At 32.8% G+C, this 20,303-nt stretch carries 14 protein-coding genes and 1 pseudogene; 10 read left to right on the plus strand and 5 right to left on the minus strand.

Annotated features, from left to right (window positions below; all coding sequences use genetic code 11):
* The 5 genes from FGQ66_RS09660 to FGQ66_RS09685 form a co-directional block, all read left to right on the plus strand.
* A partial coding sequence (locus FGQ66_RS09660; protein ID WP_412766604.1) for a type I restriction endonuclease subunit S occupies nucleotides 1-234 on the plus strand: 234 nt, incomplete at its 5' end.
* Between the two features lie 2,460 nt (nucleotides 235-2,694).
* Nucleotides 2,695-5,682: a type I restriction endonuclease subunit R gene (locus tag FGQ66_RS09670; protein ID WP_138302282.1), complete on the plus strand. Its 2,988-nt coding sequence runs from the start codon at nucleotides 2,695-2,697 to the stop codon at nucleotides 5,680-5,682.
* Between the two features lie 50 nt (nucleotides 5,683-5,732).
* Nucleotides 5,733-7,322, plus strand: coding sequence for a type I restriction-modification system subunit M (locus tag FGQ66_RS09675; protein WP_138302283.1), 1,590 nt, complete (start codon nucleotides 5,733-5,735; stop codon nucleotides 7,320-7,322).
* Nucleotides 7,322-8,563 (plus strand): restriction endonuclease subunit S, encoded by a 1,242-nt coding sequence (locus FGQ66_RS15300; RefSeq protein WP_212745822.1) that lies wholly within the window; start codon nucleotides 7,322-7,324, stop codon nucleotides 8,561-8,563. Before FGQ66_RS09675 ends, FGQ66_RS15300 begins: the two co-directional genes overlap by 1 nt.
* 76 nt (nucleotides 8,564-8,639) lie before the next feature.
* The gene (locus tag FGQ66_RS09685; RefSeq protein ID WP_138302284.1) at nucleotides 8,640-9,563 is read left to right on the plus strand and encodes a site-specific integrase; all 924 of its coding nucleotides are present in this window, start codon (nucleotides 8,640-8,642) and stop codon (nucleotides 9,561-9,563) included.
* A 23-nt stretch (nucleotides 9,564-9,586) separates the two neighbouring features.
* Here FGQ66_RS09685 and FGQ66_RS09690 read toward each other — a convergent pair whose 3' ends face one another.
* Nucleotides 9,587-10,738 carry a restriction endonuclease subunit S gene (locus FGQ66_RS09690; protein ID WP_138302285.1) on the minus strand — a complete coding sequence of 384 codons (1,152 nt, stop codon included), beginning with the start codon at nucleotides 10,736-10,738 and terminating at the stop codon, nucleotides 9,587-9,589.
* Nucleotides 10,739-10,984: 246 nt separating this feature from the next.
* On the opposite strand from FGQ66_RS09690, the gene FGQ66_RS09695 reads away from it, so the two are divergent.
* Together FGQ66_RS09695 and FGQ66_RS09700 are read left to right on the plus strand one after the other, a co-directional pair.
* Nucleotides 10,985-12,310 carry a hypothetical protein gene (locus FGQ66_RS09695; protein ID WP_138302286.1) on the plus strand — a complete coding sequence of 442 codons (1,326 nt, stop codon included), beginning with the start codon at nucleotides 10,985-10,987 and terminating at the stop codon, nucleotides 12,308-12,310.
* Between the two features lie 293 nt (nucleotides 12,311-12,603).
* A complete protein-coding gene (locus tag FGQ66_RS09700; RefSeq protein ID WP_138302287.1) occupies nucleotides 12,604-13,203 on the plus strand; it encodes a metallophosphoesterase family protein in 600 nt (199 codons plus the stop codon).
* A 222-nt stretch (nucleotides 13,204-13,425) separates the two neighbouring features.
* Here FGQ66_RS09700 and FGQ66_RS09705 read toward each other — a convergent pair whose 3' ends face one another.
* From FGQ66_RS09705 to FGQ66_RS09715, 3 genes and pseudogenes are all read right to left on the minus strand, one after another.
* The gene (locus FGQ66_RS09705) at nucleotides 13,426-13,803 is read right to left on the minus strand and encodes a type II toxin-antitoxin system HicB family antitoxin (RefSeq protein ID WP_138302288.1); all 378 of its coding nucleotides are present in this window, start codon (nucleotides 13,801-13,803) and stop codon (nucleotides 13,426-13,428) included.
* Between the two features lie 39 nt (nucleotides 13,804-13,842).
* The gene (locus FGQ66_RS09710) at nucleotides 13,843-14,028 is read right to left on the minus strand and encodes a type II toxin-antitoxin system HicA family toxin (protein ID WP_138302289.1); all 186 of its coding nucleotides are present in this window, start codon (nucleotides 14,026-14,028) and stop codon (nucleotides 13,843-13,845) included.
* A gap of 307 nt (nucleotides 14,029-14,335) precedes the next feature.
* Nucleotides 14,336-14,490: pseudogene (locus FGQ66_RS09715) on the minus strand (ISL3 family transposase); the annotation flags it as partial.
* Between the two features lie 373 nt (nucleotides 14,491-14,863).
* Here FGQ66_RS09715 and FGQ66_RS09720 point away from each other — a divergent pair.
* From FGQ66_RS09720 to FGQ66_RS09730, 3 genes are all read left to right on the plus strand, one after another.
* A complete protein-coding gene (locus FGQ66_RS09720; RefSeq protein WP_138302290.1) occupies nucleotides 14,864-16,660 on the plus strand; it encodes an ABC transporter ATP-binding protein in 1,797 nt (598 codons plus the stop codon).
* A gap of 6 nt (nucleotides 16,661-16,666) precedes the next feature.
* Complete coding sequence (locus tag FGQ66_RS09725) at nucleotides 16,667-17,677, plus strand: hypothetical protein (RefSeq protein WP_138302291.1); 1,011 nt, start codon at nucleotides 16,667-16,669, stop codon at nucleotides 17,675-17,677.
* Between the two features lie 647 nt (nucleotides 17,678-18,324).
* The gene (locus FGQ66_RS09730) at nucleotides 18,325-18,636 is read left to right on the plus strand and encodes an RNHCP domain-containing protein (RefSeq protein WP_138302292.1); all 312 of its coding nucleotides are present in this window, start codon (nucleotides 18,325-18,327) and stop codon (nucleotides 18,634-18,636) included.
* A gap of 438 nt (nucleotides 18,637-19,074) precedes the next feature.
* On the opposite strand, the gene FGQ66_RS09735 is transcribed toward FGQ66_RS09730, so the two are convergent.
* On the minus strand, nucleotides 19,075-20,247 hold the full coding sequence (locus FGQ66_RS09735) for an AraC family transcriptional regulator (RefSeq protein WP_138302293.1): 1,173 nt from the start codon (nucleotides 20,245-20,247) through the stop codon (nucleotides 19,075-19,077).
* Nucleotides 20,248-20,303: the final 56 nt, after the last annotated feature.

The raw sequence follows: 20,303 nt of genomic DNA on the forward strand, positions 1-20,303 counted from the left end.
TTTTCCAATGAGTGGTTTGTTTCTGAGAAAGAATTACATGCTTCTAATCTGCAATATATGCCAGGTGAAGATCCAATCCCTAATATGAAAGCAATTATCAACAGTAAGGATTACGAAGGATATAAAGCTAAGCATCCAGAAGCGAAGCCATTTAAATACCCACAAGAAATGAAGCGAGCCTGGCGTAAAATGTTAGATGATGAGTTGATTCCACTTGAGAATGAATTGAGGTAAACGAGAAGAGTTAAGAAAATTGTACGATTCAAAGATGGTAGTAAAGTGGAAGTGTAGAAAATAGGGATAGATGTCTTTTATTTGTTCACATTTTATAACGAAGTATTTAAGACAGCTATTGAATAATGTTTCCTCCACCTTTTTCATTCGTTTACCCCACCCCGTTGTTATATGACCGTGTTTTGAGAGGAATCAATAAAAAGCATAGGCTAACTAGGGGTTCCTTTTTCTTTTGTTTTTTTGGAATCCGCTTAAGTGAAATGTATCTGAAATGAAACGAAGATAAAGTGATTTTTTGCTGTAATGACAAGGTTTTAGCTGTTTCAGATACCATGTAACCCAAAATAGTTTATTGAGAAAATAGGAGAGTATTTGATACTAACTAGTAGGAAAAAATGAGATAAAAAGTAAATGGAATCATTTCAGGTAATCTCAAATAAAAAAATATACAGTCCTGTGGCACTTTACCTATGGGACTGTATATTTTTTACTCTCAGCGGGCTTGTTTTGACTCCGTGTCTGACTCCGTCGTATTGATTTTAAATGATATTCGATGACCATTTAACAGGTCATTTTTGAAATTTTTGTCTCTATATGACTCAGTTTGATAATTATTGATAGATCAATTTGGGTCTATATCGAACAAGGGAATAATCCAATAAAAAATGATTTAGAATATCAAAATAACAAAAAAGAGGACTACCTGTATTCGTCCTCTTTTTTGACCAGATTTTGACCAGTCTAATTTACATTCTAATATATTCATATGAGCTAATTTTTTGATTAAATGGTAAGTTTTTCCTTGTTTGTTTTAGTTTAAACTAGTGTGTAATTTAAAAATCTATATGGAAGGTAGTGTGGGGTAGAACCCAGTTGTAAGCTAGAACCCTTGATATATAAGGGTTTTAGCTTTTTTCTCTTTGTAAATAAAAAATGAGAAATTATCTAGAATGAAATATGAGCAACAGTATCAAATTCAGTGTTTCATAAGAAGAGCAACAGTGTTACTTTGTGGATAATACGATAATCATTTTGCAATAGCATACACAGCTTAATATAATCTAACATCTTTGGTCATAGTACCCAGCTTCTCGAATACAAGTAAGATTGGCCACATTCAACGTTTGTATTACCTTGTTTCATGATCACTTTTTTAGAAATGATAGTAGAAACACATGAGATACTTATTGAACGTGTCAGATGAAGTTTTTACATAATATTGGCGTAGTGAATTTATCTGTGCAAAAGTCTATGTGCAGTCAAAAATAGCGAGATTAGAACCAATTTATTTGGGCTAAAATTTTCTTCTGACGATACTTTTCAAAATCAGGAATAAAAAATGAATGTTCTTTTTGAAAACGATTGTAAATTGTTTTTAGATATGGGACAATTATTTTACAGGGAAATGGTGAAAGGTTGATACTTTTTATCAAAAAACGATGCAGAACCTTGTGTATAAGGGTCTAAGCAACTCGTCAAGGAACGTTTGGGAATAAGTCGTTGTTGATGACGTAATGGGATACTGTTGCGTATCAAGTGAGTATTCTTGGTAACAAGAGGAAAGTCAATGTAAAAGCATTGGAACGCAAAGAACGTGTGCAAAGTGTGACCAGATGTAAGGTAGCAGACTTGTCGGGACGACAATAGAAAGCTAAGTTGATAAGATTTAGCCCCTCCGTAAAGAAAATGGCAAGGGATTGGCATTTAACACTGACGGAAGTATCCAAAGAAGTCCCTCGCTGTGAAATGATTAGAAATGATCTATAAGACAAGAAATGCGTGAGAGTAGCAGAAGGCGGAAATATAATGATTATTTCATAAATATACCGAATGCTCCTGTGAAATTTGTAGGCTGTCATGCCTGACCACATCTCGTAAGGCTGCAATATGCCAGCGGTCGCTCCGACTGGTACGGTATTGCAGAATGTGTGACCGAATAACATTGCAATCGCATGGCGTAGAGAGAGATACTCCGCATAGTTTTTTGATAAAGGGCGTAAGCCTTTTTTCTTTTGCTTTTTTTTATGATCTTTAAGGATGTGCAACATGTGACTATATAATAATTGATTGTTAGTCGAAAAGTAAATCTATTGATATACGTAAGTAATTTTTAAGAGAAATAAATATTTTTATGTTAAAGAGATGGTTTCAATAATCGGTAGTATATTCAAAATAAATAGATTTAATTAGTATGATTTTTTTTGTTATTTTTATTAATTCAAATATCATTAAATTTTTAAGTATTCTGTATAAATTTATAGAATATCTTTAGAAGATAAAAATAGTATAAATATACTTATTTATTTGGCTTTTAAATTTAAAGGTTGATTCATGATATAATAAATCTGTATATAGTATCCGTAAAAACTAATAAAAATAGGAAGATAGTGTTAGTAAATATGACTATCAATGCATGATCTGAAAAGAATTTCTACTATCTGACTGAAGGGGTGGGCTTAATTGGCTGAAGCGAAATTTGAAGAAGCGTTAATAAAAAAACTTGAAGCTGAAGGATGGACGTATCGTAAAGATTTTTCCAATGTTAGTATAAAAAAACTGGAACAACATTGGCGTGACGTTTTGAACGAAATAAATGCACATAAATTAAATGGCATACCATTATCAGATATAGAATTTGGTTTAATTCTTGAGGAACTACGCCGTATTCGAACTCCTTATGATGCACAACTACTATTAGTTGGCGCGGGAGGAGTAGGATCAATCCCCATTATTCGCGATGATAGTTCCAGCTTAGAGGTAGAAATCTTTTATGAAGATGATGTAGCTGGGGGCCGATCCCGTTATGAAGTTGTTAATCAGATCAACTTTTGTGATTTACCCAAAGGGCTGACAACAAAACGTATAATTGACGTGGCTTTACTTATAAACGGTATTCCAGTCGTCCATATTGAGGAAAAAGACGAGCATTTGCAAAATCAATGGCACGCTTTTGAACAATTAAAAGGATACCATGGTGATGGATTATACACCGGGCTATTTTCTTTTGTTCAGGTTCAATTCATCATGAGCCAACATTCAGCACATTACTTTGCACGTCCGAATGCTTTTGAGCATTACAATAAAACATTTGTATTTGGTTGGCGTGATGACAACAATAAAGATATTACAGACGCATTTGAATTTACTCATCAAGTATTAGGAATTCCTGCCCTTCATAGACTTGTAACGGTTAATATGATACCAGATGCGTCAAGCGATAATTTGATGGTGATGCGTAGTTATCAAATACAAGCCACACGAACAATTTTACAACGTATGAAAGATATGGAAACAAGTGGTTTGATTCAAAAGGAAGGTGGGTATATTTGGCATACGACAGGCTCAGGAAAAACTGTCACATCCTTCAAGGTAGCACAATTGCTTGCATCTGCACCAAGGATTAAGAATGTATTGTTTATCGTAGATCGCGTGGATTTAATTGATCAAACTCTCGAAAATTTTAGAGATTTTGCGTATATTCATTTTAAAAAGCGCATAAAAAAAGTGAATGGGAAACAATTAAAAAACGAGTTGAAGAAAAAAGGGGCTTCTCAAATTTTATTGATTTCTGTACAAGGACTGACAAAAGCAGTAAAGAAAGGCTTAAAAAATGATGACTGGAACGTGATTATTATGGATGAAGCTCATCGAAGTGCAAGTGGTGAATCCGTTCATTTAATCAAAGAGGCATTTAAAAATACAACATGGTTTGGCTTTACAGGAACACCTAATTTTTATAGCGATGAAATAAATGATGTTCAAACTACGCGAGATATTTCGACACACGATATTTTTGGTAGACGTCTGCATACCTATACTATCAAAGATGCAATCGGGGATGGTAATGTTTTGGGCTTTGACGTCACTTATTTTAAACCTCACTGGGTTGTGGAAAACCCACAAAATGATTTTAACGAAAAGGAATATGAAAAAGAAGTCTATCAAAGTGATGTATACCGTCAAGAAGTAGTGCAAGATATCCTTGATAATTGGAAAAAGACATCCAGTGGGGCTTTGATTGCTGGAAAGAGAGAGGAAAATGCATTTCAAGCAATGTTAGCTGTATCTGGTAAGCAGGCAGTTGTTCATTACTACAATATATTTAAAGAAAAAGCGCCATATTTAAATGTGGCTATGACCTTTTCTCGTGATGAATCAAATGAACATGGTACAAAGGAACAAAATGAAGCGTTAAAAAAAGCAATTTTGGACTATACACAAAAATTTAATGTCCCAAGTATTTTGAACGCGAAAGATCCAGCTCGCGCATATATGATTGACATTACGAAACGATTGGCACGTAAAAAACCATACAACCAAGGGAAAAAAGAAGAGAGATTAGATTTAGTGATTGTTTCTGACCAACTACTTACAGGATTTGATTCCAAGTTTGTGAATATGATTTATATGGATAAGATGTTACGTGAAGGTATGTTAATTCAGGCTATGTCTCGTACGAATCGTACATTAGATCGTAATAGTAAACCACATGGGAAAGTTCGTTTCTATCGTCAAGGAGATGAAATGAAAGAGTTTGTGGAAAATGCCTTACGCATATACACACGTGGTGGAAATGATACGCTCCAAGAAGCAGAAGAAGGTTCAGAAAATGAGCGTACAAAAGACCTAGAGAACGACGATATTTTGGCTAAACCGCAAAGCCAGCAGATAAATGATTTACAAGAAGCTGTGAGTAGGCTAAAGGAATTGGCGGGTGAGGACTTCAGTCAAACTCCAAAAGGAAAGAAAGATTTAAAAGAATTTGTAGGTCTTGCATTGGCTACTCAAAATAAAATTCAAAGATTAGTACAACAGGGCTATGACCTTGGTAGCGAGATTGATGAACTGGATGATCATCATGAACCAACAGGTAAAAAGGTTCGTTTAGATATTTCCAGTATTGAAGAATTCGGAGCTTTGCAAGCCCGTTTGAATGATGCTAGAGAAAGATTACCTGAAGATGAACGCCCAGATATTACTGAGATTAAAGTTGGCATCGAATTGTACGACCATCAAATTATCGATTATGATATGCTAGTAGAACTTCTAAATACCTTTATGGACGAGAAGACTGAAGAAAATAAAGAAGAAATCAATAAACATATTCTACCGATGGATAATGAAAGCCGTGAAGAGATTAGTGAAATCATCGATGGTATTGAAACTGGTGAAATTACAGAACACTTCACGAAAGAAACACTTCAAGCAACACGAAAGAAATATCGAACAGAACGTAAAGAATTGAAAATTCGTCGTTGGGCAGCAAATCAAGACGTCAATGGCAATCGGATTGTAGAAGCTTTTGATTTGTATCTTCCAGGTCATACACTTAATGACAACCCAAAATTAGCAGATATTGTACATGAAATTGAAGAAGAAGAAAAAATTGGTTTCTTTGGTGCAGCAGGATTTGAAGAAGCAATGATGGACTTTTTCAATTCTTTGTAAGAAAACTTGATCTGAGTTTAAAGAATTTATAGAAAAGAAGGAAATAGTGAATGGCATTATCAAATGAACAAAAAACAAAAATGTGGGCAATGCTCAATCAAACACGTGGGCAAATTGGTCTAACAGCCTATAAAGATTATATTTTTGGTATTTTATTTTACAAATATTTATCAGAAAAAGCGACTCATTGGTTAGAGGGAGTTTTACGTGGTGAAACGTGGGAGAGTGTTTATACCCAAAATTCTGCCAAAGCCTTAGAGTATATGAAGAAGAATCTTGGTTATGGAATTCAACCAAATGATTTCTTTAATGATTGGAAAAAAGCAATTGATGAAGATCGCTTTAATATTGGGATGATGACAGAGGCATTTGGCCACTTTAATCAACAAATTGACTTCGAAGCTAAGGGAGATTTTGAAGGTATATTTGATGGCATGCGCTTTGATAGTGCTGATTTAGGAGCGAATGCTCAAGCACGTGCCAGCGTAATGATTTCTATAATTGAATTGCTTTCTTCACCCGAATTTGATTTTTCAAATGGAAAAGATACTGTTTCAGATATCTATGAGTATTTACTTGCTCAATTCGCTACGGTACTAGCTTCTGATATGGGGCAATATTATACGCCAAAAGAAATTTCTCAAGTAATGGCACGTATCTTAACAGCAGGAAGAGAAGAGGAAGACAACTTTTCAATTTATGATCCGACGGTTGGTTCAGGGTCATTGCTACTTACTACTGCAAGTTACATGAAAAATTCTGGTAAACGTGGGATGATTAAGTATTTTGGTCAAGAGAAGGATGCGACACCTTATCGTTTGGCAAGAATGAACTTGATGATGCATGGGATTGAATACAATGACATCAATATCAATCATGCAGATTCACTGGAAAGCGATTGGCCTGACGGTGTGGTAGATGGAAAAGATAATCCAAGAATGTTTAGTGCAGTGATGGCTAATCCACCTTATTCAGCACATTGGAATAATAAAGAGCGTGAAGATGATCCTCGTTGGCGGGAGTATGGGATTGCTCCTAAAACAAAAGCAGACTATGCATTTCTTTTACATTGTTTATATCACTTGGAAGATCGCGGACGTATGGCGATTATTTTACCCCATGGTGTATTATTCCGCGGCGCTGCCGAAGGTCGTATTCGGAAAGCATTGGTTGAGCGACATCAGATAGAAGCAATCATTGGATTTCCTGATAAATTGTTTTTAAATACATCCATTCCTGTTTGTGTTCTAATACTAAGAAAAAATCGTGTTGATTCAGATATCTTATTTGTTGATGCAAGTAAGGGATTTAAAAAATTGAAAAACCAAAAACAACTAGGTTCAAATGATGTAGAAAAGATTGTTGATACTGTGGTCAATCGCAAAGAAGAAGAAAAATACTCGCATTTAGCAACATTGAAGGAAATCAAGGAGAATGACTATAATTTAAACATCCCTCGTTATGTTGATACTTTCGAAGAGGAGGAGCCAATTGATATTGTTGAAGTAAGTCAAGAAATTAGCAAATTGAATGCTGAAATTAAACAAGCAGAGGCAGATTTTTCAGCTATGCTTAATGAACTAGCGATTACTCCTGAAACGAAAGATATAATAGAGGCAGCTAAAGGAGTGTTTAAATAATGGATGAAAAAAAAGTTCCAAAACTGAGATTTGAAGGGTTTGTCCAAGATTGGGAACAGCGTAAGTTAGACGAAATATTTGGGAAAATTAGCAATGCTTTTGTGGGAACAGCAACTCCATACTATGTTGATGAAGGTCATTTTTATCTTGAATCAAATAATGTTAAGGATGGAAGAATAAATCGAAATACCGAAGTATTTATAAATGATGAATTTTATGAGAAACAAAAAGATAAATGGTTGCATACAAACGATATTGTAATGGTCCAATCTGGTCATGTAGGACACACAGCAGTAATACCAGAAGATTTAGATAAGACAGCAGCACATGCATTAATTATGTTCTCAAATTATAAAACAAAAACTAGTCCTTTCTTCTTAAATTATCAATTTCAAACATTAACAGCAAAAAGGAAACTAGAAAATATAACTACAGGTAATACTATTAAGCATATTTTGGCTTCAGAAATGAAAAAATTTGAAGTTACTATCCCTGAACATGTTGAACAACAAAAAATCGGTTCATTCTTCAAACAACTGGACGATACTCTCGCTCTTCATCAGGATAAGTTAAACAAATTGAAGCGATTAAAAAAGGGATTCTTACAGGTTTTATTTGCAAATAAAACAACTAGTCCAAAAGTCCGATTTGCAAAATTCAACGAAGAATGGGAACAGCGTAAATTGGGGGAATTAGCTGAAAGTTTTGAATATGGGCTAAATGCATCTGCTAAAAAATTCGATGGAAGTAATAAGTATATTCGTATTACTGATATTGATGATATCAGTCACAAGTTTAATCAAAGTGGAGTAACCTCCCCAGATATTGATTTTGCAAATGCTGATAATTACAAACTTAAAAAAGGTGATATCCTTTTTGCGAGAACTGGAGCAAGTGTTGGAAAAACATACATTTATAGAGAAAGTGATGGACTAGTTTACTATGCAGGATTCCTCATTCGAGCTAGAATAAAATCTAAAATTAGCTCAGAATTCGTATTTCAAACAACTTTTAATGATAGCTATAACCAGTTTATTAAGATTACTTCGCAACGTTCCGGTCAACCAGGAGTTAACGCTGAAGAGTATTCCAATTTTAAAATTATGATTCCAAACTATGAGGAACAAAACGCAATTGGATGTTTCTTTAAAAAAGTTGATGACACTATCACTCTTAATCAAAAAAAAATATCTAGTCTTAAACAATTAAAAAAAGCTTTTCTCCAATTAATGTTTATTTGAAAATAAATCTTCACAATCAGCTTAAACTTCCTAATAATTAGTGGGTAATATTAAAAATTAGTAGGAGGATTTTCTATTGAAAAAAAGAAAGACACAGCTGTTTTACAAGTATTTTGAGGAATGGATAGAATTGTATAAAGTTGGTTCTATTCGTTCAATAACTCTAGAAAAATATTATATGAGTTTACATTGGGTGACTAAGCTAGCACCAGATATGCGACTTTGTGATCTAGATAGAAGGAGCTATCAAACTTTACTGAATGCATATGCAGAAAATCATGAAAAACAAACTACGATGGATTTTCATCACCAAGTCAAAGGAGCTATATTAGATGCAGTCGATGAAGGGATATTGTCTCAAAATCCTACTCGTAAAATTATCATTAAAGGCAAAGTACCCAAAGAAAAGAAACCAAAGTTTTTAAATCAACATGAAGTTCAGTTATTATTACGTGAATTAGATTTAAAACAAGAATTAAATTGGGATTGGTTTATTTTATTAATAACAAAAACTGGTTTAAGATTTTCTGAGGCATTAGCACTTACACCTGATGATTTTGATTTTTTTCATCAAAAAATAATTGTTAATAAAACATGGAATTATCGTAATTCGAAAGGAGAATTTCAGGCTACAAAAAACGTGTCCTCAATTCGAAAAATTCAAATGGATTGGCAACTAGCTATGCAATTTTCACAATTAATAAAAGATTTAGAATGTGACAAACCAATATTTGTTAAAAAACGTGTTTTTAATTCTACGATCAATAATCGTATGAAAGTTTTATGTACTAAGGCAAAAATACCTGTCATAACGGTTCATTCTTTAAGACATACACATGCCTCATTGTTACTATTTGCTGGTGTATCAATAGCAAGTGTTGCCAAAAGACTAGGCCATTCTAGTATGACCACAACTCAAGAAACTTACCTTCACATTATTCAAGAACTAGAAAACCAAGACAATGATAAAATTATGAGACAATTGGCTTCTCTAGTATAATAAAAAGGCGCTTTTGCGCCTTTTTATATAAACATTTTTTGTAGGAAAGATTTTTTTAATTGTTTGAGAATTTTTAATTTATTTTGATGAAGAGCGATGGTGTTGTCGAGTTGTTCAAAGAATGCCCCAATTTTTCTTTGTTCATCAATACATGGTATCAGGATTGGCATTTTTGCCATTTGCTTACCTGACACTTCCGCAAAAGTTGACCCTGCACCAGTTACTTCACCATATCGTTTCAACTCGTGAGTTCTTGAAAAAATGAAATAACTATCGAGTTTGTTTTCGTGTGGAACAATTGATTGAAAACCTTGGTTTGTTGTGCCTTCTTTCGCCAGTATCGCAGTATTTCCAATCCCTGCACGAGAGGTAAAAAGAACAGTTCCAATTGGCAAAATCTTAGCAGAGCTCTTTTGTTGACCTAATTCAGTAATTGTTTTCAGACTTTTATTAACGTAAATTTGGTCACCAATTTCAGCTGGAGCGTACCAGTCAATGTCACCCTCCCAATACTCAGGATTACTTGTGCTTGGCGTGCCACCTCCGACAATACTAGCCACATCAGATAGCTTACGCTGTTCCCATTCTTCGGTGAAATTTGCAAATCGGACTTTTGGACTAGTTGTTTTATTTGCAAATAAAACCTGTAAGAATCCCTTTTTTAATCGCTTCAATTTGTTTAACTTATCCTGATGAAGAGCGATAGTGTCGTCGAGTTGTTTGAAGAATTTATCAATTTTATTCTGTTCTTCAATTTTCGGCATTAGTAGCTCTAAGCTATTCAAAATAGTTTGACTAACATTAAATCGGGTACTACCGCCTGCCTTTCTTTCTATTTGTTTTCTGTTGATAGAATTTAATGTAAGTTCAACGAAGTAAGGATTAAACTCATTTATTTTCTTCCCTCGAATCGAAAATCCACTATATAAAGCATATTCTTCCTCTAAGTAGGCTTTAGCCCATCCTACTTCTTCTGGAACTTCAGATGATCTAACGAAGACTAAATCTCCATACTCAATTTTATTTTTTGATTCAATTTTTGCATCAACTTGAACAGAATTTCGAATATACTCATACTTTATAGGCTGCTCATCAAGGATATCCATTACACTAATCATTTTACGACCTTTACCATAATTCTCTTTTGGAGCATTAATACCATTTGAAAATGACATCAGGCTAGATGACTTACGCTGTTCCCAAGCGTATATAAATAATGTTGTTTCCTAAATTACTTCATGAACTTCTTATTTTAAAATATTCTTTTTAGTAAATAGTTTTCTGGAGTTATTTTTATTAATATCAGTATAATGATTATAATTTGAATATTTATTGAATATATATATTCTGTAAAGCATAGTTAAAATAGAGTCATATACTGATATAATGAGTATAAATTTTAATTAGAGGATGGTAAAACTATGGGGATAATAATTGTAATTTTTTTCCTTTTTATAGCAGTTGTTGGAGTATCTTTCTTTGTAAGAAAGAGCAGATATAAAAATAGTACAAGGAAAGGGTTACAAGATACAACCGAGTTAAAAAAGAGTGACAACATACATGAGGTAATAGCAGAAGAGGATTATCGAGATTTATCGACAGCAACCGAGTTACTACTTAAAAACAGTTTAGGTAAGGAATTATTCTTTAAGCGACCAAATGTTGGAGAGGCATCAACAAAAAAGTACCGTGAAGTTGCATTTTCCAATGTGAATAATGTTAGTGGAAAACTTGTAAATGCTTCTATGCCATTCATGCAACAATCTTTTACAATAAATCAACTTGCCCAAGCAGCTCCCAATGGGTTATTTACTACATCAGTTAGTCCTGAGAAACTTTCAAAATTCGCTGATGGTAGTTATTCTACAATGGTTCGTAATGTAGCGAAAAAGTTAGTAGGGCATCAAGGATTTGTTGAAGTAACAGATGTGATTAAAGCGAATCCAATGGTAGCAATTTCAGCAAGTATGCAAGCGATGGCACTTGTTTCTGGACAATATTACTTACATCAAATCAATGCGCAGATGGAGAGCATATCTGAAAGAATCGATGAACTCATCAACTACCATCATGATGAGAAAATTGGATTACTTTTGACTGTAAAAGATAGATTATTAAAAATCGCCAACAAGCAAAATGCCGATGATCATGATATCGGGGAAATACGTACCTTATTGAAAGATGCTAAAAATGTATACGAGGAATATAGAGTACGGCTATTGCGTCAACTTGAAGAATTGGAAGATTTTAAGTCAAAAGCTTTTTTTGAAAAGGATAAACTTTCGGCACTTGAAGAAAAAATTCAAGATATAAATTTCACAATGAAAATAGTTTATGAAGCAGATCAATTAAGCATACAAGCTGAACTTTCCGAAATTGCGATTAGGATGAAACTAGGTGAAAAAAATTCAGTTATTCAAGAGTTAACCGAACAAATGAAAGAGCAATATGATACTAGCTTTTATTTGACAGTTGATAAATTTATCAAGGAGAAATATAGACCAATAGTTAGAGAAAGATACAGATTGTTGGGGAAAAAATATCTGTTAAAGCATCCTGAACGACTAAAGCAAATTAATAATTTTGTTAGTTTATCTGAGATGAATTTAGTGGATTCTCGAGTTGGAGATTTGACACAACGTCTCTTGTTGGAAAAAAATAGAGAACAAGAAATAGTTTATCTACCTGGTAAGGATTTAAAATCACAGCGGGTATTTATTGCAGTAGATGATTTTGAAGTTGGATAGTCATAAGAACGGATAAAATCTGTATCTGAAAGTATACTAAGTGTGACAGTAGAGGTAGCGACATTCGCCGCGGTAGATCATTCAGTAAGTGGCAGACCAGAGGTACAATCAGTATCATTCACTGAAATAGTCTCCTCCCTAAATTTATTACGAAAAAAAATAAAAATGACAATCTCTTTTTATTTTTTTGAATTGGGCGCTGCCCCAAAACCCAAAAATAAAGTTTTGAGAATATCATTATGCTAAGATAAAATCAAACAAAGATAGATTAACAGATAGGTGGAAATCATAATATGGCAATTTATCTAACGAGTGATCTGCATTTATTTCATAAGAATATTTTTGGGGAAGATGGATTTGTAACGACCCGTAGCCATTTTAAAACGGTAGCAGAGATGAATGATTTTTTGATCAAGCAGTGGAATAAACAAGTATCAGGTGAAGATGTGATTTATCATTTGGGCGATCTAGCGATGGACTATTCTAGCGAGCATGAGGTCTTCACCTTATTAAAAAAACTCAAAGGTCAAATTGTTTTGATTAGAGGAAATCATGATAAACAAAATTTGATTGATTATTTAGCCGAGCATAATTATTCCTATCGGCAACAACCAAAATTTATTTTTGCAGATGGATTGGAATTCAAGTACCATAAACGCACGATCCATTTGACGCATTATCCGATGTTATTAGACAGTCCAAAACAGTTTGGATTCTATGGACATATCCATCAAAAAATGCTCCCTATTGGAAATATTTTAAATGTTGGCATTGATAGTCCAGAATTAGGTGAACATTCATTACCAGAAAAATTTGGCAGACCAATCAAGCTGGACACAGCCATTCAGCTAGTTGAAGAAAAAATAAAAAAATTTGAGATTCCCACACTATAGTTTGATTCAAGAAAAATCAATTATGAAAAGAAAGTGTGGGACAAATCTAACATCAGGTTTGCTATAGACTCTCGAATAAACGGCATCCAAAAGTCAGGTTTTTCGGAAATTTAAAAAAACGAGCAATACAAAAAACGTATTGTTCGTTTTTTTCTCCAATTTCTCAAAGCTAAACGACTTTTGTCTCGACCTCTTCTGCTTATTCATTTAGTCTTGAGAAAATCAACCATATTTTTTAAATAAGGCATCTGACAAAATTTGTGAAAAATTCGCTTTATCTTTTTCGCCTCGAATAGCTAACCATTCTGGAATTGTGACATTTTTCCGAACTGTCTTTTTTTGAACGTAAGGAGCAGGATCACCTTGAATTAAAGAGACAAATTTATTATCAGTATTTTCTTGCAGATCTTTAATAGCAGTAGGCTCGGGGATTTCTAGATCCTCATCGATGTAAAAGGCTAATAGACCATCTAAAAACTCTTTTGCACTTGAAATAGCATCCTCTAAATTATCTCCCTCAGTAGCACCAGCGAAGTCAGGAAAAACTACAGAAAATCCATCATCTTCTTGCGTAAAAATTGCTGGATAACTTTTTTTCATTTCCATCATTCCTTTCAGTTTTGATACTAAGGATAAGGGCTACTTGAGCCCTAAATCCTTTAGTATTTTTTGCTCTGTTCCCTTTTTCAAGTCCTTGTTATGTACAGGGATCGGAACTGGCGGATAGCCTTCTTTCACCATAATATGATGACTCCCAGTTATTCTCGCCACTCGCCATTTATGCTTTTTAGCGAGATTGAGCATTTCTTTCCCAGTAAGTGGCATTCGCGACTACCTCCTTACAATATTCATTATACGCATAATGCGCATTAAAGTCAAAAGTTGAGGTGTACGATTGATTTAATATTAATCATAGTGCTACAAGGAGTATTAAAGTTTACATAAGGCTATAAATTTGATTTGACTGAAAGTATTTGGGTTCTTTGTCAATAAGGACTGATGAGTTTTGTAAAATGAAATCTGGGATAGAAGACTAACCTTCTGTCTAAGATTTTTTTGTTATTTCACTTGAATCAATTGATTGATCAAAAAAATCTTGATTTTCATGTTCTCAAATGATTTAAATCCGTAAGATAAAATAGTGTGTTAATCGCGATAATTTGCGTGTAGGCAAATTATCAATGAGTTTTCCTGTCTAACATCTGCACAAGTAAAGTTTATTTTATCCTCAATCGAAGCGTGCGAACGAAATTCATCCATCATCAATACTTTTGGCAGGGTCCTTTTTCTATTGCTTTACACGAAATTTATAGGTTTTATCTTTATCTAGGAGAACGAAATTTTGATAAAACGTTATACAGTGAGTATATATATTGTTCTAGATAGTCTTATTATCGGCATTAGAATAAAAGATTGTTCAATAGAATGATTAAATCCACATTTTATTAAACTTTCTAAACACAGAAGAAAGACATTCCAATATATCTATCTTCTATAGTGCGTTCTATTATTTCATTATTTATGATAATTTATTCTATTATTTTTATACTTATTGATATAATTTGACGTATATATAATTAGAAAAGTTTGGAAAGTTATAAAGAAGAAAAAATGAGCTTTCTTCGATTACCGCTCAAGATTTCAGCTACGGATATTCCTAGTGAATATTTTTACTAAAAAGGAGGGGAAAGAGATAAATAGCATAAAATTTTTTATTTCCTATTGTTGGAAACATAATAAAAAGTATATTGTTTATACATTTTTATATCAATTGATTTTCTCCATCATGCCGTTACTGCTGATTATTTTACCTAAATTTATTATTGATGAATTGATCAGCTCACAAAGAATAGAACGTCTTTTCTTATATGTAACTATATTATTGGGATGCCAATTGATTGGGGGATATCTAGCGAATTATGTAAAAAAGCAGGCATTTATACAAAAATCATTCTTGTTTATTACATTTCAATCGGAATTAACAAAGAAGATTGCAACAGCTGATTTTGAAAGAATTGAAAGTGCAGAATTCTTAGATCATAAAGAAAAAGCATCAAAATTTTTATATGGTGATGGGCAGGGCTTTGGAGCTGTTTTTGATCATTTTGCTAGTATTATGGGAAACATATTTGTATTTGTGGGAATTATGGGAATTATTTCAACTTTGAATGGTTTCTTGTTATTTATCTTTATCATTCTATCGCTTAGTACAAGCTATTTTGATAATAAAATAAAACAGAAATATGTTGATTGGGACATGGAAAAAGCACCTATTGAAAGAAAGACAACTTATTTAATTAATATTATTGAATCGTTTCAGTATGCTAAAGAAATTAGAATATTTGATTTAGCATCATGGTTGACTGACAAAGTTGAAAAGCATTTACGTGAAGCTAATGTGTTTTATACAAATCAAGTAAATGAATCAATCAAGGTAGAAAATACTAACTTAATTTCAAACTTTATAAGAGAAAGTATCACATACATATTTTTAATAGTACAATTTTTATCTAAGAAAATTACGATAGGTGATTTTTCAATGTACATTTCAGCGATTAATACATTTAATTTATTGTTAAAACAGGTATTAGCGAGTGTGGCAACGATCAGGCAATATCAAAATTATTTTGACTCCTTGCTGTCATACATGCAGTTACCACAAATAAAAAATACAAATCTAACGAATAAAGAGATTGATTTTACTGCTATCGAAATCGTATTTAACGATGTTTGGTTTAAATATCCTAACGCTACTCACTACACCTTAAAAAGAATCAATTTTAAAATAAAATCAGGTGACAGAGTAGCAATAGTTGGTGAAAATGGAGCAGGAAAGACAACTTTGATCAAACTAGTTTGCCGATTATATAGACCAACGAGGGGGAAAATATTGATCAACGGTATTGATATACAGAAAATTGACAATAAAAAATATTCTGAACTAATAGCAACTGTCTTTCAAGATTTTAAACTGTTTTCTTTTAGTATAAAAGATAATTTAGTATTTGATAATAAAAGGAATATTTCTGATTCATCGATTTATCATGCTTTGAAAAAAAATGGTTTTTCTATTGGAAAATATGAAAAAGGATTAGAGACATCTGTATATAAAAATTTTGATGAGAGAGGATTTGAACCTTCTGGTGGAGAGAGCCAAAAATTAGCTTTAGCTAGAGCAGAGTTAAAGCAGTCTCCAATTATTATATTAGATGAACCAACAGCCGCCATGGATCCAATAGCTGAAATGGAACTTTACTCAAGATTTAATCTTTTAACAAAAAATAAAATGACTTTTTTTATCTCCCATAGATTAGCTAGTACTAAATTTTGTGACTATATCTTTTGTCTGGCTGATGGAGAAATTACTGAAAAAGGAAATCATGAAGAATTGCTAAATAAAAAAGGTCTATACAGTAAAATATACTTGCTGCAATCAGAACTATATTCTATGGGGTAAGATGAGATGAAAAAAATATTACCAATATCAACGAAACCAATTGTATCTTGTTATAATGATGAATCATTTAGATATAACATCATCAATCAATATCCTTCTTTTGAAGGATGGATAGCAATGGAATACTTTGATTTATGTATGAATAAGGATGTCTTTCAAAAAAATAGTCAATTAAAAGGGTATCATACATGGCCATATGTTGTACCAAACTTAGAAGAAAGTAAGATACAAAGAAATTTCATGAAAAGATATCTAAATAAAATAAATATAGTTGATTTGATCGTTCATACTATAAAAAATGATACCTATGTCTATCTATTTTTAAATGAATATTTTTTACCTAATCGCTTTGCCTATAAAACGGAGAATTGGATTCACGATAACTTGATTATTGGCTTTGATTTGGACCAATCCATTTTTTATTTATTGGGGTATGGTATGAATGGGTTAATAGAAATTTCAGAAGTTTCATTTGTAGAGTTTGAAAATTCATATGAGTGTTTAAATGAAATCCATGAGGAATTTTCGGATATATTTTTTATAAAACCGACAGTATGCACATTTAAGTTTGATTTAACGATCTTTTATAAAAGGCTAGTTAAATATTTTCGTGGAGATAATTTAAATGACTATTTAGTTAATTTTAGTTTTGGTTACAATACCTATCATAATATCTTGCAATATTACGCCCAATACTTACTAGAGTATGATATAAGAAATGTACATAAATTATTAGAGCAAAAAAAGTGCTTGTTAAGATCTTTTAAATACATAAAAAAAGAGATTTTATTCAACAAAACTGAACTGGATAGAGTGATCAATGAATTTAAAGAGTTAGTAAGTAAATGTGAAGAAATCAAAAAATTAACAATAAAATACAATGTACATACTTATAATTATAAAAAACAAAAAACAGAATATATCGAAAAAATATGTTTTGAATTGTTGAAACTAATGAAAAAAGAAAAAAGGTGTCTAATTACCGTTATAACAATGCTTGAAGAAATATTGTCATGATGATAATTAAAATATTTAAGTTGAAGCTTAGATGGTATCCTCAAGTTTTTTGACTATAGTTAATTTCAACAAAAACAAAAAAAAACTATGGATAGAAGAATAGAGGGCTTAATAAAACTTATTGACTTAAAAAAACAAGAACATGAACTACCTATAAAGAATTTCAAAAAAGTTTAGTTTAAACAAAAGAGATTTTCCAAGTAAAGTTTGTTAATATAAAAGAACAAGACATATTTTGTATTAAGTGACAAAATAAGCTTGATCAATATGATTTATAGCAGTAAAGTACAGTCAAAAATTAAAGTTAGCGTAGTTTGGTTTTACGTTGATTTTTTTATAAAAAATTATGAAGGAGGCATTATGTTTTTAGTAAAAAATAGCTCCATTACTTTCTAGGGGACGATGCCAAGGGCAGTGACTTTGAGATACACGTACTGCTGGGGCGTGGAGTAAGTCTGCGACACAGTGCATAGTACAACAAATCATAAAACTATGAGAGGTTCGGATTAGAATTTATTCTATGAAGTAGGAAGCAGAAGTAATCGCATGATTGCGGTGAATATGTCACTACTCAAAGAAGCCTGCGAAAAAGAATAAACGGAACCCTTTTCTCCAAAAATAATTATTTTATTATTGGAGGAAAGTAAATGAGAGCGAATGAAAACAATGGATTTATTTGTAGATATTGTAATAGAGAGGTACAGCGATTGACGAATGGTTCTTATCGAAATCATTGCCCATTTTGTTTGTATTCTCTTCATGTAGATCGTATGCCAGGGGATCGGAATAGTGATTGCTTTGGATTAATGAAACCGGTCACTTATAGATATACGTCAAAAAAAGGGTATCAAATCATGCATAAATGTGAAACGTGTGGGAAAGAACAATGGAATATTATCGCAGAAAATACTGTTCAAGAAGATGAGTTTGTTCAGTGGGTTCACAACATGATTAGATAAAGGTCAATAGAATTTCCCTCATTACCATACGTGAAGAAGTACTAAATACGAAGTTAGCATGATTCAATAAGAACAAAATTTACAGTCAACTAAAAATAGACTAACGAGACTAGGACAGAAGCACTTGACTCCGAAAACTAAGAAGAGAATCACGAAAATTACTTTTTAAATTTTTTTATGAATTTCGACTTATTTTCGAAGGAGAAGCTTGTACTCCTAGCATCTAGTCATACTTAGAAGCGGTCGAGACAAAAGTCGTTTAGGTTTGAGAAATTGGAGAGAAAAACGAACAATACGTTTTTTGTATTGCTCGTTTTTTTTGGAATTTCCGAAAAGCCTGACTTTTGGAGCTCTTTGCTCGATAGTCTGTGGCAAAACTGATTTTTAGATTTGTCCCATATTCTTCATTTTTGTGCAGTAAGACTACTTCCTTATCGATCAAAAAATAGGGAATACATATTTATTTTTGAATTCTAGAGGGGTTAGCTTTTCAAATTGTTTGAATACTTGGATAAAGTGACTTTGACTTGAAAAATTGAGTAATGGCGCGATTTCTTTATAGGATTTATCTGTGAAAAGCAGCAGATGTTTGGCTTCGGCAATTTTCCTCTGATTGATATAGGTGTGGATGGTTTGACCGAGTGCTTTCTTAAATTCTGCTGTAATGTGTGTCGGATGTTTTTGTACATAGGCTGCTAGTTCTTTGATCGTGATCCGATCGTAAATATGGGCATCAATATAATTCAATAGATTTTTTACTAGATAATTTTTTTCGGAATAAGGATAGTCGTGGATCAATTGCATGAATTGTAAAGAGCTTGCTTTGATATAGGACATGCATTCCGATATTGTATGGATCTCTTTCAGGTTTTGGATCAATGAGTCAGAGAGGCTGTATGCTTGGCTGACTGGAACGCCTTCATTGACGCTTACTCGGGTCAAGATCGTGATGAGGGCGGAGTATTTATATTTCAGATTTTCGATGCCATTAAGTGACAGTTTAGAATTATACGTATGATTTACTTTTTTGAATAACCATTCGATTTTTTCGGGTTCGTTTCGACGAACGGCTTCTACATATCTGCGTTCGAATTCAAAGGAATCGAGAAATGGGTCTTCAAGTCTTCGATTATAAAGATTGTCGGTGACGATTGTTTCTGTATGGGCGCCGGTTCTTTGATTTTGGAAGATCCATTTGCGTTGTTCTTTAGAAAGAAGCTGACCTTTCAGCAAGGCATAAAATACTTCGACAAACTCAACAAATGCTTGTTGGGTTTCTTTGGCATAATGTACGCCAGCTAAATAATCGTGGTCATGGAAAGTAAATGTGCTTTTTTTTGTACCTAAGATGCCACATGGTCCGATCAATACTCGACAAGTATCATAGTTGGGTAGCTCACACTTAAAATTACAAAAAAAGTAGTGGGGTTCCTCGAAAAAATGGACGATATCTTCTGGGGCAGAATTTAAATAGTGATGATCTAAGTAGTCACCAGTCCAGTCAGAGTGTTCAGGGATGAGGATGTTGTTGTTTTCATCAAGGATAAAAAATGGGATCAAATATTTATGATAAAGTTGTTTTAAAATCAGCGCTAATGCATCGAATTCCATGGGATACTCCTTTTTTGATATAAAGTCATCTATTTTAATATATCTTAGTATGGATT

This window comes from Enterococcus sp. BSD2780061688st2 D3 (assembly GCF_005844145.1).
Lineage (GTDB): Bacteria > Bacillota > Bacilli > Lactobacillales > Enterococcaceae > Enterococcus_B > Enterococcus_B durans.